Source organism: Anabaena sp. UHCC 0399, from assembly GCF_034931465.1.
GTDB lineage: Bacteria > Cyanobacteriota > Cyanobacteriia > Cyanobacteriales > Nostocaceae > Trichormus > Trichormus minutissimus.
In genome coordinates, this window is sequence record NZ_JAYGGZ010000025.1 from 1 (window position 1) to 12,919 (window position 12,919).

The following is a 12,919-nucleotide window of genomic DNA, read 5'->3' on the forward strand; positions in this document are numbered from 1 at the left end:
TTTCTTTTCTCCAACAAGGTTATTGGTTTTCTTGTTTCTAAATCTACTAATACAGCCGCATAGTTTTTTCCTCCTTTTAGCTGGGTTATTTCATCTATGCCTAACTTTTTTAGCTGAAGAGGTTTTTCTTTGAGTAAATCAGCTTCTTGTTCTTTTAATAAGGTTTCTACCTCCGATGCTGTCATTCTATTTCTAATGGCTGCACTCTCTACATTCGTTTCTAATACTTCCTTAATTACTTTCATCGCTAGTCTTTTTGTATAGGTTCTTCTAGTTTTTATAAAATCTAGTGACTCACTGAATACTGGACGACATCTTGTGCATCTCAATTGCCGACGATTTACCTTTAACAATACTTGATAATCACTCAGAGGTATATCTCTGACTGTATACCAATGATTTTGATGGATTTTATCAGTTGTATTTCCACACTGTGGACATTGACCAACTTTTAGCTTATTTTCGACTTCTATGACTATTTCATCATTAGTGATAAAGTCATAATTAATAACCTTGATATCTTCAAGATTAATAACTTTAGTAATAAAGTGCAGCAAGGGATTAGATGGCATATTTATTAAATCACTAATTATTATCTCAACCTTTTTTATATTTTCTAGTTCTAATTATTTTTGTATCTCTACCCCAGACTCGCTTTGAGATGTTTTTTATGATAGAAATATGAGCAGTTATCTATTTTATTTATACTATTTTATCATAACCACTCTAGGAGAGCCGCGATTATCTGCTACCACTGCATACAAAGAACGCTTGGTGAGGAAAAATTGGTGTGTTTCATGATAAATTTCTTGTCCCCCCAAATCCCAGATATTGACTCGAAAATTTTGCCCATTTTTTTATTTCAAAATGCCACTGTATTACCTCAATTCCTTTTGTTGAGTCTTCTTCTTTTATTTTGTAATTTTCGTCTTCAATTTTCTTGGCTAGAGTTGTTTTACCTGACACTCCTTCGCCAACAATTAACAACTTCGCTTCATATAAATAATCTGTACCTTCATCTGCCAATTGTCGAAAATAATCTCTGATTGCATCAATGCCTTCTTCAACAACTTCTAGTGGTGCATTTTTGATATAGTTGTCGCGTAAACACAGGGTAGTTAAATTTTGCAGGTGAGTGATTGTTTCTGGTATCTGTGTTAATCCGTTGTCGCGTAAATACAGGGTAGTTAAATTTTGTAGGCGGGTGATTGTTTCTGGTATCTGTTTTAATCCGTTGCTTCTTAAATCCAGGATAGTTAAGTTTTGCAAGCGGGTGATTGCTTCTGGTATCTGTTTTAATCCGTTGCTTCTTAAATCCAGGATAGTTAAATTTTGCAGGCGGGTGATTGCTTCTGGTATCTGTTTTAATCTGTTGTCGTTTAAATGCAGGGTAGTTAAATTTTGTAGGCGGGTGATCGCTTCTGGTATCTGTTTTAATTGGTTGTAGCTAACAATCAAGATATCCAACCATTCCAACTCAAATACCTCATCAGGAATTTCAGTTAGGCATAGTCCACTTAAATCTAATTTTTTAAGATGCTTTTCTTTCGCTTCTTGAATTTCTTGTTGTACACTTTGAGGTGTGATTAGCATCTGTTTGTTACCAAGAATTTTAGAGGAAGATGAGAAAAAACAGCCTTATTTAGTATAAAAATAGCATACAATATGGACATTCTATGTAATTGTGACGAAATAACCCCTCATAATTGTCAAGAGGGGTTGTTAATAGAGATTTTGCTATTAAGATGAGTTTTAGACTTTAGCTACCGCAGCAGATTTTGGTAGGTTAACTTGCAGTTTTTTAGACATTGCTTCTCTAGCTTGCATAGCTAAAGTATCATCTAAAGGTTGTAAAGTGATTGGCTGCTGATACTTTAATCGCAATGCTGTTTGAATTAACCAGTCAGCAACAAAGGGATTTTTAGGTAATAATGGCCCGTGGGAATAAGTGGCGATCGCATTTTGATAAAACGCGCCTTCTGTACCATCTTCACCATTATTACCTAAGCCATATACGACTTTTCCCAAGGCTTCCACTTTACCTAATTTGGTGCGTCCGCCGTGATTTTCAAAACCCACTAAATAGGGTTTGCTTCCTGTCATTGCTTCTAAATCTTTCGCGAGTCGGTTAGCTGTAACTTCTATAACTAAGTTACCGATGCAACGCTTGGTATTTTCGCCGGGATGGATGGAGACTAAATCAAGTATCCCTAAACCTTCAATGCGCTGTCCAAAAGCTGGTTCGTAATAGTGTCCTAAGAGTTGGGGTGAACCACAAGTAAAAACTCCTGGTGTACCGTTTTCGATTTTCTCGCGGATGGCTTCAGCTTTCGCGCCTTGCAAATCACGCATGACAATTTCTTGCTGTCTGTCTTGTGCGCCACCACCTACTATCACGTCTACAGATTTAATATCATCTGCTGTGGAGTTTTGGTCAAGGGGTAATACTTTCACACTGTATCCCCGCCATTGAGCGCGACGTTCTATAGTAATCACATTACCGCGATCGCCATAGGTACTCATTAATGTAGGATATAGCCAACCGATTGTTAATTCTAATTGTGGGGAAGTCATGGTTTTAGGGAGTAGAAGGGACTATAAGCTGTGTGGCAATATTCTTTTAGACCTAACCCCCAACCCCTTCCCTACAAGGGAAGGGGAGCAAAAATCAAAGCCTCTCTCCTTGCAGGGGAGAGGTTTGGAGAGGGGTTATCGCGTGACTATTACCTAATTTAAAGAATTTTTCTACCTGTAAGGACTTCTCTCACTTCTAGCATGGCTGAGTAGGTGGGGAGAATGTGCAGGGTTTCATCTGCTGGTGTGTGTTCTAAAGCAGTGGCGATCGCTTGCTTTAAGTCTTCCTCAACAATTAAATTTATATTACTCTGGGGCGATTTTTCACTGTAACGCAGACGTAAGGCCATATCATAGACGCGATCGCCACTCACTACTAAAGTCCCGCCACGTTCGACTAGTTTTTCTGTGTCTACGTCCCAAATCCAGGATACATCTGTCCCATCGGGAGTGCGATCGTTTAACACCATTAATGTGGTTTTATCGGTGCTTTGAGTCACAACGCGAATTGTCTCATTCGTCCCGACGGGATTTTTTGATAATAAAATTCTGACTCGTTTACCATCAATCACTAAATCTTCCGCACGTCCAAAAGCAGCTTGAAAGTTATTAATAGTATTGCGAATTGTACTTTCATCAACGCCTAATTCTATAGCGGCTGTGGCTGCGGCTAAGGTGTTGTATTTGTTGTATAAACCAACTAAAATTTGTTGCCATTCACTACTTACTAACACTGGTTGACTCTTAGTAAAACCACAACTAGGACAAGTGAAATCTCCTAAATGAGATAAATACACACCTTTGTAATCTAAAGAATGTCCACATCGCGGACAATAAATAGAATCAACGGCGTGAGGAATAGCTTCTAAATAATGTTCTGGTTCATTTAAACCAAAGAATAATACTTTTTGGGGTAACTGTTGACCGAGATAGGATAAAGTTGGGTCATCAGCATTAGGAATAACTACTGTTTCTGGTGGGAGAGTCGAGATAACTTTTGTCCACCGTTTGCTGATGGTGTCTACTTCGCCGTATCTATCGAGTTGATCCCGAAATAGATTCAAACACAGGATAATTTTTGGCTGGAGTGGTTTTAATACCTTGGGAACAATATTCTCGTCTACTTCCAGAATTGCATAATCAACATCCAGCGTCCCCACCAAGTTACTGTTTTCTAGGAAAGCTGTCATCAAACCATTTTCCAGATTTGCACCCGTGGAGTTATGACAGACACGAAAACCTTTGTTTTCCAATATCGTGCATAATAGCAACGCCGTAGTAGTTTTGCCGTTAGTACCAGCAATCATAATCACGCCGTTTTTGACTTGCTGGCTCAATAATTCTAACAGTCGGGGTTCAATACGGCGAGCGATCGCCCCTGGTAATACACTAGCAGCACCCAGACGCAGCGACTTTACCCCAAAGGTGACACTTTTCGCCACCAACACCGCAAACCCTAAACGCACTCTATCTATAAGTTTTATCTTATTACCCACATCCATACCCTAATTCTTTTGATCAATAGTCAATCGTCAATAGTCAATAGTCAATAGTTTTTCTTCCCCAGCTTTTCCCTGTCCCCTATCACCTGTCACCTATCACCTATCCCATAGATCCCCCTAGGCGTTATCTTAAAAAATAGTGGACGGGCGTAATTATATATCCAGCCCTGGTTGCCTAATTCAGCACACCTAACGATAAATAGTAGCTTGCAAGGTGCATTTTGATGATTAGTATCATGTTTTCTTTTTTACATAAAAAAAATGCTGACTGGCGGCGGTTGGTTTCCAAATGCCTGTTTTTACTGACTTTATTATTAATTGTTAGTACACAGTCAGCTTTAGCAGGTGTTAACGATGACCTTTATGATGGCAATATCTTCGTAGTTTATGCTGGTAACGGTTCGCTAGTACCACCTAAAGTAACCCTAGCGCAATCTTTAGCCGAACATAAACCAACGGTGTTGGCTTTCTATCTGGATGATAGCCGTGATTGTAAACAGTATGCGATCGTTATTTCCCGGATACAGGAATTTTATGGTCAAGTAGCTGAGATTATGCCACTTAATATTGACACTATCCCAGCCAAACAAAGCTATGAACCCACAGAACCAGGATATTACTATACTGGAGGTGTGCCTCAAGTTGTAGTGTTTAATCAGTCAGGTGAGGTAGTTTTAAATAAGCAGGGTCAAGTCGCCTATGAAGATATAGATGACAGTCTGCGAAAAGTGTTTGATTTATTACCCCGCACCGAAACAACACAGTTAAAACGCCGATCTTTTAATGAGTTCAGTAGTGAATTAGCCAAATAAATTTTGGGGTAGACTAATTTGGTCTGCCCTAAATTTTCGTACCGCCTGTTACTGTATTCTTCATCCTGTAAAAGCTAATGTTGAGATATCAAATTTTTTAGTCATTATTCATTAGTCAACATTCCAAGGCTTTTGACTAGTGAATAATGATTGACTAATGACCAATGACGAGTAGAGTGTGTTCTGATGTCAAAGGTTTACACTACCGAGGAACTAATTCAAATTTTGGCAGAAGAACGTCAAGCCTGCCTTAAAGGAGAACGTCTGAAGATAGAAGTAACAGTTTCTGGTAATCCTTTGATTGACCAGTTTATTAGAACAGATGGGCTACAAAAATTCACCGCCTATCAAGATTTTAAAGCTGCTATTCACGTTTATCAACAAGAAAATCAAGTTTCGGGAATTGTTTGGCGCGAGATGACAGTCAAAGGTAAAAGCCTGCGCTATCCAGAAGTAGATACCCAATTAATTGCCCTGGCTAATGATTTGGAAATAATCAAATCAGCGAAAAATTCTATTTTGAATTTTTGGTATGAAGTCACTGCACAAATGGATTTATATTTGAGTTTTAATAATAGTAAACAATATCAAAAAATTACAGTACCTGATGTAGAAAGAATTGCTCAAATAACAGAATGGGCTAGTTTCTCGAAGTGGGAAAATGCTAATTTTTTAGAGATGATTTTACAGATGGGATGGGGTAAACCAGAAGAAGCCAGTTATAAACGTGGTAGACCAAAATCAGGTAGTGAGTTTATTCATGCTGTCAATCCTGGTAATCAGCCGATTGGTTGATTTATAGATAGTTATTCAGATAACCCAACATTAATATTTTTGTTTCTGTTAAAAGCCGTTGACGCATTTCAGGATTTTGGTTTGTAGCTAGCCATAGCAAATCACCCACTACTTTCACTATTACCAAAGCGATCGCCTGACATTTTTCAGCATCTAGTGTAGGGTTAATTCTACCAAAAAAAGCCGCGAGTTCATCAACAATCCGATATTCGTACTTATCCATGGCCTCAATTGCTGGATATGTCATCAAATTCAGTAGTTGTTCATAAACCGCCCGATATCCCGGATGGCTATTCATAAAATGATCGAAAGCATCAATCACCCTATCAACATACACCTCTACAGGTAAAGTCTCTGCTTCTTGTGTGTGCAGTTGGGCAAACAACTGATACTCCTGTTGGAAATATCGAGTTGCTAAGGCTTTGAGAATAGCTTCTTTATCAGGAAAGAACTGATACAACGAACCTACCGGAACTTTAGCACGAGTTGCGATCGCTCGCGTCGTCGTCTGTTCATATCCCACCTCAATAAATAACTCCTCTGCTGCATTCAAAATGCTATCCACTCGCTCTTGACTCCGCAACTGCTGCGGTTGGCGACGCATTTTTGAGGCGTTGGGGGAATTTTTCGCTGTCATTAATTTAAATCTTGACAAAACATGAACGTTGTTCATATATTGAAAACGTGAACGGTGTTCATATTAATTATCCCCTCTTCACGAGTTTTTGTCATGCAAACCCTCAACCCTGCCACTATTCAGCCGCTTACACTTGATTCGGAAGTCCAACGGCAGATGAATTTCCAGTTTTTGACAGCGATGAAAGGCTTTTTTACATTACTCACAACAGAAGACAGTCTAGATGCCGTTGATGAACTGAGTAGCATCTTAATTCATAGCCGCGCTTTTGAACTGGCGGCTGAAGCTATGCAGATTAATCCCGATGTGGCAAGTTTAATCCAAGAACGTTACAGTCCTCCAGCCCATAATTTAGAGCAACTGTTGCAACTTCCACCTGATTCCTTGGGTTATCTCTACGCTTCCAGACTCAAGGAATTGGGTTTTGAACGTATTGATTTAGATATTGACATCAATTCAGATACCGCTTATATCGAGTATCGCTGGCAACAAACTCATGATATTTGGCATCTGATTACGGGTTTTAGTGCGAGCAGCATTGAGGAAATTGGACTACAGGCATTTTATTTAGCACAGTTTCGCCTACCCCTGGCTGGGATGTTAATTGCCAATGCTTTGATAAGCATAACTTTACTCACTCCAGAAGATTTACCCCAACTTCTCGAAACCATTGCCCAAGGCTGGATGATGGGATTAAAAGCAAAGCCCTTATTTGCTCAAAAGTGGGAAGATGCTTGGGAAAAACCTCTATCTCAATGGCAAGCTGAATTAAATATTCAACCATTGAACGCCTAACTCTATGTTGACAAAACCTTGCCATCTCTGGTTTCGTCTCATTCGCAAAACTTACCCCTGGTTATCTCTGGTTATACAGGGTAGACGCGTGATATTTGCTGCCAGTGTTGAGCAAATGCGCGAACGAGTTCGGTTTTGGATACTATTTTATAAGTTGGACTTTGCTAATCTGTTAGCGATCGCTATTGAATTAATTCAACCAGAATTTTGGCTTTAAATCTCCTGGATAGATTTTTCCAAAAACTGCTTACCACAGTCTTTGCAGAGATAGCGTTGCTTCCCGTGACGATGCCCATTTTTAGATAAGCGGGATGAATTACAGTAAGGACACATCATTACTTTCATTACCTGCTTCGCTGCTTGCTGTGTGTGAGGAGTCAAATATGCGACTAATAAAGCCTTAATTTCCGCATAACGCGCTGGTCTTTGGTTTGCATCCTGGCGTAAAGCATTCAGTAGTAAAGCGTTGTAACATATGTGAACCGTTTCTGCTAAAAGTTCGCTTTTTTCTACCGCTAAATCTGGATTCCACTGCCGAAAAAAGACGGCGAATTGTGTGACTAACTGCTCATTAAAGGTTTCATCAAATAACTGAAACAAATCTGGTGCAACAAAATACTGGATGTACACGACACGAGACATAGGATTTTCAAAGTATTCCGCGTAGGTATTCACCATGCGTTCAATAAACTCTGATAATGGCTTTTGCTTGTCTGCTGACTGCATCATCTGGATATTAATCTTTGTCACCTGTTCCATGTGACGAGTTTCCAGAGCGTGAAAAATTGCTAATTTATCAGGAAAAAACTGATATAGAGAACCAATCGCCGTTTCAGCCTTCGCCGCAATCATGTGGGTGGTTGCAGCTTCATATCCCACCTCTACAAATACTTCTGCTGCTGCTTGGAGAATTTTCTCTACTCGTTCTTGACTCCGCTTTTGCTGCGGTTGACGACGCATCAAAGTAGAGTCTGATTTTTTTCTAATCATAGTTGACAAACATGAAGAATATGTCGTATTTTTAGATTTAAATATGAAACTTTCGTCACAATTTTAATCTAGTGATGGCGATCGCTCAACGTTCGCATTCATTTCACATACCTTACTTGGGGGACTCCTATGGAAGCAATTCTGCTTGGCGCACCGTGGTTAATTGCTCATCGTTCCATGCTAGGCATTAACAAACCTTATAAAATCACCTTGAATGGACAAGACTATGTACTGTGGCAAAATCAACAAGGTGAAGTTTTTGCCCTTGATAATATTTGTCCACATATGCAAGCACCGTTATCAGATGGCTGGATTTGTTCAGATAGGGGTACAATTGCCTGTCCCTTCCATGCGCTAGAGTTTGATGGACAGGGAAGACTTCACAATGCTGGTAAAGTGGGAAGCCAACCCCTCACTAGTCCTTTGGAACTAGTGATTCAAGACGATTGTATTTGGACATACGGCGGCTATACTCCCAAAATTCCCGTCCCGAATCTCATCTCCACACTCAGTGCAGGTATGAGCTTTTTAGGTGTAGCTGGAGAAAAAAGTATTCGCGGTACTTTTGTGGACAGTATATCTATCAACTATGACTACAACCATCAAAACGGCACACACCGAGAGTTATTTGGCATAAAAGCCAATCGCATCCCCGTATTTGAGCATGATGGCTATCATGCTCAAGTTGTGCAAGAACTAGATCGTGCAGATAGTACCTGGAATGATATCCTCAAAAATCCTGTTGTCCTCACTGCACCCAAGACGTACACAGGCATATTAGAATATGCTTTCCCCGCACTGACAACTTTTCGTGCTGATTTCCCCATTGGAGAAGTTTTGCAAGTTCATGCGTTGTACCCAGAAACCGCAACCCAAACTAAAACCTTCGTTTTAGTCTATAGCCAACCCAAACACCCAATCTTCAAGCCATTAATGGGACGCTTTATATTAAGTGCAGTGGGAACAGTTGTAGAGCAAGATACACGCGCCATTGAAACATCTTATCCTCACCAGCCAGCCAAAATTCGCCTACCCAACGAAGAAATTATGTTTCATGCCCAAAAGCTCTATCGTGAATGGTGAGCAATAAATTACGAATTAGTAATTATCTCCCTCGCCAAATCTATCGCCTCTTGGGGTGTTGAGACTTTCCCCTCAGCTTGTGCTACACCAATTTCTGTCAGCAGTTGACCTACAACTGGCGATGGCGGAATATTTAGTGCTATCATTATATCTTTACCACTTACTAGCTGAGTGGGATGAGCGACCAGATCATCAGGGTTAAGGTAGCGGCTGATCAATGGTGCGTATACCCCGAAAGGATTTGTGCCAGACATCGGCTCTACCAGATTATCGTACACTAAGGCTAACAAAATTGTAGCCGTGAATACAATTCCTGCTTCTTGGAATAAAAAATACTGTTCTCGCACGGTATCAGCTAACTTTAGCTGAGGGAACAATTTCAAAGCAGTGGTGATAGCGCGAACTTCAGCGCGGCTATAGGTAAGTTCCTGTAGTTCGTTTTCTGCTGTTGTTGGCTCTGGATGGACAAGACAGGCCAGTTTAGCAAGACCTAACCAAGTAGTTTTGACTGTATCACGCACATAATGTTGTAGTTCTACACCTAGCTGTGGCCAATTTTCTGTAACTAATGTCGCTACGGTGTCAACTGTGGCTAATTTGTCGAAGCTTTTAGAAGTGGCGTTTTGAAAGAATGGTGCAAGTAACCCATCTTCCCCAGCCTTGGTTATCCAAGGTGTACCCTGAGAACTAGCTAGCAAGTAACCAATTTCTACCCGGACTCGTTCTGCGGCTACTTGGGATATATGCGATGCTAAAGCCCGGATAGTATTTTGGGTATTTGGCTCAATATTAAAACCCAGTTGAGCAGCTTGGCGATAGGCACGCAATAGGCGCAGAGGGTCATCTGCTAAATTGCTGGGTGATATCATGCGTAATAGACTCAACTGTATATCATCACAGCCGTGTAGAGGGTCGATGATTTTTTGGGTGTGGGGATTATAGGCGATCGCATTTATTGTAAAATCCCTTCTATGTAAATCAGTCTCTAAACTCTGTCCTTCCTGTTGAGCAAAATCAGCCGTCGCATCAGGAAACACCACACGAGCAATTTGGCGTTCAGAGTCGAGTAAGACAAAACCAGCTTGGTAATGATGTGCGATCGCTCTTGCTACCTTCACCGCATCCGATGGGATAATAAAATCAAGATCCCAATATTCACGCTTTCTACCTAAGATAGCATCCCGCACTGCACCGCCTACCATGTAAGCTGGTTGTGGCAACCATTCCAGACTAAAAGGCCAATTTTCAGGAGCTAAGTTAGCAAGAACAGAAGGGTACATCTTAATAAAAATCAACCCAGCAACAGGTGAATAAAGGTTTGGCTTAAGCTAGATTAACAATAATCAAGGCATCTGGAGTTGGTTCTATTATGTGTATTTGCGTAAACTGCCACTATGTAGATCGCTGTGTAACTTATAATGCCGTCGAGACACAGCACCAACAGCCCCACTTAACACAAACCCCAAATTTTGATCCCAATGAACCTTCTATCAACGTTAACATCCGTACTCAAGAAGATGTGATCGAAATGGAATGGGATGTGGTTGGTTGTCTCAGCTTTAAACAAGAAACTGGTAAATGGTCGAAGCTACGTCCAGGCGAATTAGTGCCAACTTGATGAAGAAAGTCAAATCTCATCATACAACAATCGGAAAAGTTTTTTAAATCACTTTTCCGATGACAACTTAGATTTATGAGCTATGAATTAAAACCATTTTCCATGTCCATAGCCATAGCCATAGCCGTAACCATAGCCTCCTGAGTAGTAGCTTCTCGGAAAAGAATTGTAAGAAGCTTGGGAATAAGAGCCACTGTAAGTACCAAATCCAAAGCCACTACTATAACCACCGCCGGCAATCAATTCTATTGTTTGATTAGTCAATTTATCAAGAAAAGTTTCAGCATCTTGAAACAAATCATGACCTGTAGCATAAATCTCATCAATTGTGATATTAGCCATCTAACTTGCTCCTGAATCAATCATATTTAACAACAAAATTAGTTAGACATAATGGAATGTAGAGAGGAATTGCATCAATACTTAGGAATGGCTGAATAAAAATACAAATAAATGATGGTAGGCGCGAATCAAACCGCAAAAAATAAATTTGTACAGCCATTTTTGCAGTTGCCAAATATTTGTGCAACATTTCTGATATTGTGTCTAACCTAATTCTGATGTTATCTAATTAATCGAATATGAGAAATCAAATAATTAGACAGAAATCTCTAATTTATGTCTTGAAGTTTGTAGTAAGGACTTTAATCCTTATGGATTGCCAGTAACTTCTGCATCGTCACCAATATCTCTCGGTAGGCGGCTCAACCGGGTTTTTAGCTGGCTGGCATTAGACGTAATCTGAATTGAGTAGTTGCATCAAGATGGCTTTCAGTTGCCAGCTATGCTATGGCTAGTCCACTGCATAAGCTACCCCTGAGTAGATAGTGCCTTGCGGAAAACAATCTTGTCCGCCCCTTCTGCATAGAACTCGCGTATACGTGCTTCCTCATCGTAACCGTTCTTTCGATAGAACGCTCGCACATACTCAAAATCTGGAGTACCCATCGTCTCTACTAGTAATACCCGCGCACCCCGGTCTGCCAAAGTCCGCTCTACAAAGAGTAGCAGTTTCGCACCACGTCCTTGCCTTTGGTGAGTCGGGTGGACGGCAATCAATTGCAAGTTCCATGTCCCGCTAGTCATTCGTTCGGGTTCACAGTAGGCTAATCCCACAAGTCCTTCATCGTCGTCTGTAATCCAGAATGGATGAGTGTTGCTATCTTTGCTCAACGAATCGGTCAACATCTGACGCAACTCCTCTAGTTCGTCGGATGAAAAGAGTTCGATAGAGTCGGCTAAGGCAATTAGTGCATCTTTGTCGTCGGGCATGATTGGTCGGATCATAGCAAACTCCAGGTATGTAAAAGAAAAAATATGACAACAGTTGTTATGTCGCAAAGGAAATATAACAACTGTTATGATGAGATGTCAAGATAATTATTTTATGTGGCTGCAAACTAAGGAGAGTTATGAGTTATGACGATCGCCGCATTGAAGTTGCTAATGCGGCATGGCGGGTGATTATCCGTGAAGGATTAGATCGTGCTAGTATGCGGGCGATCGCGCAGGAACTTGGCTCTTCTACGGGCGTTGTGACCCACTACTTTCGAGATAAAGAAGAACTCATCTTATTTGCTCTAGAACGAGTGTTTAAAAACGTCCTAGAGGACATGAAATTCTGTATCAAGGGACGGCAAGGAATTGACAGGCTAGAACAGATGATTCTTACGGCTCTCCCTCTGAAGATGAGTGACAAAGCCGATTGGAAAGTTTGGGTGGCGTTTTTGGGCTATTCAATCGGGCGCGAACATCTAGTTCAAAAACACCAAAAACGCTATGACATTTTACAGCAACTTATTTCTCAAGAGTTAGCTGACTTGCAAACAGCTAATCTGATTCGAGTCGATCTTGATGTAACTCTCGAAGCCAATGTACTCATCGCCCTAGTGGATGGCATTGGTACTGGAGTTGTCATCTGTCCTGAGCAATTCTCGGCAGAGCAACAACAATACCTTGTACGCCGACATATTAATGCTTTACTGGCATCATCTTGAATACTAAATAATCCCTCTCTCTATATTTTTAGATGGAGGGATTATTTTTTAGAGAACCTGGATTAGTGCAGGATAACTCTTCCATTGAAAAAGATGAGAAAATTTCTGCCTGATTC

Annotated in this window: 17 protein-coding genes; 7 read left to right on the plus strand and 10 right to left on the minus strand. The window is 40.6% G+C overall.

The genetic code is table 11. The features are described 5' to 3' along the window. The 5 genes from VB693_RS14760 to VB693_RS14775 form a co-directional block, all read right to left on the minus strand. Positions 1-572: transposase family protein (locus VB693_RS14760; RefSeq protein ID WP_323266919.1), on the minus strand; the 572-nt coding region annotated here is incomplete at its 3' end. 135 nt (positions 573-707) lie between these two features. Beyond that, entirely contained in the window at positions 708-821 is a 114-nt protein-coding gene (locus VB693_RS29050) for a hypothetical protein (RefSeq protein ID WP_416233391.1), read from the minus strand. Next, on the minus strand, positions 796-1,593 hold the full coding sequence (locus VB693_RS14765; RefSeq protein WP_323266920.1) for a leucine-rich repeat domain-containing protein: 798 nt from the start codon (positions 1,591-1,593) through the stop codon (positions 796-798). Before VB693_RS14765 ends, VB693_RS29050 begins: the two co-directional genes overlap by 26 nt. Before the next feature lie 159 nt (positions 1,594-1,752). After that, entirely contained in the window at positions 1,753-2,574 is an 822-nt protein-coding gene (locus tag VB693_RS14770; RefSeq protein WP_323266921.1) for a type 1 glutamine amidotransferase, read from the minus strand. 158 nt (positions 2,575-2,732) lie between these two features. After that, positions 2,733-4,076: a Mur ligase family protein gene (locus VB693_RS14775; RefSeq protein ID WP_323266922.1), complete on the minus strand. Its 1,344-nt coding sequence runs from the start codon at positions 4,074-4,076 to the stop codon at positions 2,733-2,735. 224 nt (positions 4,077-4,300) lie between these two features. Here VB693_RS14775 and VB693_RS14780 point away from each other — a divergent pair, with 224 nt between their 5' ends. Continuing rightward, positions 4,301-4,888, plus strand: coding sequence for a thylakoid membrane photosystem I accumulation factor (locus tag VB693_RS14780; RefSeq protein ID WP_323266923.1), 588 nt, complete (start codon positions 4,301-4,303; stop codon positions 4,886-4,888). 186 nt (positions 4,889-5,074) lie between these two features. Then, complete coding sequence (locus VB693_RS14785; RefSeq protein ID WP_323266924.1) at positions 5,075-5,683, plus strand: hypothetical protein; 609 nt, start codon at positions 5,075-5,077, stop codon at positions 5,681-5,683. A gap of 1 nt (position 5,684) precedes the next feature. Here VB693_RS14785 and VB693_RS14790 read toward each other — a convergent pair whose 3' ends face one another. Next, positions 5,685-6,320, minus strand: coding sequence for a TetR/AcrR family transcriptional regulator (locus VB693_RS14790; RefSeq protein ID WP_323266925.1), 636 nt, complete (start codon positions 6,318-6,320; stop codon positions 5,685-5,687). Between the two features lie 93 nt (positions 6,321-6,413). On the opposite strand from VB693_RS14790, the gene VB693_RS14795 reads away from it, so the two are divergent. Both VB693_RS14795 and VB693_RS14800 read left to right on the plus strand, forming a co-directional pair. Then, positions 6,414-7,115 carry a Coq4 family protein gene (locus VB693_RS14795; RefSeq protein ID WP_323266926.1) on the plus strand — a complete coding sequence of 234 codons (702 nt, stop codon included), beginning with the start codon at positions 6,414-6,416 and terminating at the stop codon, positions 7,113-7,115. 4 nt (positions 7,116-7,119) lie between these two features. Continuing rightward, positions 7,120-7,332, plus strand: coding sequence for a hypothetical protein (locus VB693_RS14800; RefSeq protein WP_323266927.1), 213 nt, complete (start codon positions 7,120-7,122; stop codon positions 7,330-7,332). Here VB693_RS14800 and VB693_RS14810 read toward each other — a convergent pair. After that, positions 7,329-8,105, minus strand: coding sequence for a transposase-like zinc-binding domain-containing protein (locus VB693_RS14810; RefSeq protein ID WP_416233392.1), 777 nt, complete (start codon positions 8,103-8,105; stop codon positions 7,329-7,331). The genes VB693_RS14800 and VB693_RS14810 overlap by 4 nt on opposite strands. Positions 8,106-8,234: 129 nt before the next feature. Between VB693_RS14810 and VB693_RS14815 the strand changes: the two genes are divergently transcribed. After that, a complete protein-coding gene (locus tag VB693_RS14815) occupies positions 8,235-9,188 on the plus strand; it encodes a Rieske (2Fe-2S) protein (protein ID WP_323266928.1) in 954 nt (317 codons plus the stop codon). A gap of 8 nt (positions 9,189-9,196) precedes the next feature. Here the strand turns inward: VB693_RS14815 and VB693_RS14820 are convergent, their stop codons facing one another. Then, positions 9,197-10,468 (minus strand): CCA tRNA nucleotidyltransferase, encoded by a 1,272-nt coding sequence (locus VB693_RS14820; protein ID WP_323266929.1) that lies wholly within the window; start codon positions 10,466-10,468, stop codon positions 9,197-9,199. 89 nt (positions 10,469-10,557) lie between these two features. On the opposite strand from VB693_RS14820, the gene VB693_RS14825 reads away from it, so the two are divergent. Further along, positions 10,558-10,806, plus strand: a complete 249-nt coding sequence (locus VB693_RS14825) for a Ycf34 family protein (RefSeq protein ID WP_323266930.1) — start codon at positions 10,558-10,560, stop codon at positions 10,804-10,806. Positions 10,807-10,893: 87 nt separating this feature from the next. Here VB693_RS14825 and VB693_RS14830 read toward each other — a convergent pair whose 3' ends face one another. Together VB693_RS14830 and VB693_RS14835 are read right to left on the minus strand one after the other, a co-directional pair. After that, complete coding sequence (locus tag VB693_RS14830; RefSeq protein ID WP_323266931.1) at positions 10,894-11,148, minus strand: hypothetical protein; 255 nt, start codon at positions 11,146-11,148, stop codon at positions 10,894-10,896. Positions 11,149-11,616: 468 nt separating this feature from the next. Next, a complete protein-coding gene (locus VB693_RS14835) occupies positions 11,617-12,093 on the minus strand; it encodes a GNAT family N-acetyltransferase (RefSeq protein WP_190697753.1) in 477 nt (158 codons plus the stop codon). A 125-nt stretch (positions 12,094-12,218) separates the two neighbouring features. Between VB693_RS14835 and VB693_RS14840 the strand changes: the two genes are divergently transcribed. Then, entirely contained in the window at positions 12,219-12,803 is a 585-nt protein-coding gene (locus VB693_RS14840; RefSeq protein ID WP_323266932.1) for a TetR/AcrR family transcriptional regulator, read from the plus strand. The last annotated feature ends 116 nt before the right edge of the window (positions 12,804-12,919 follow it).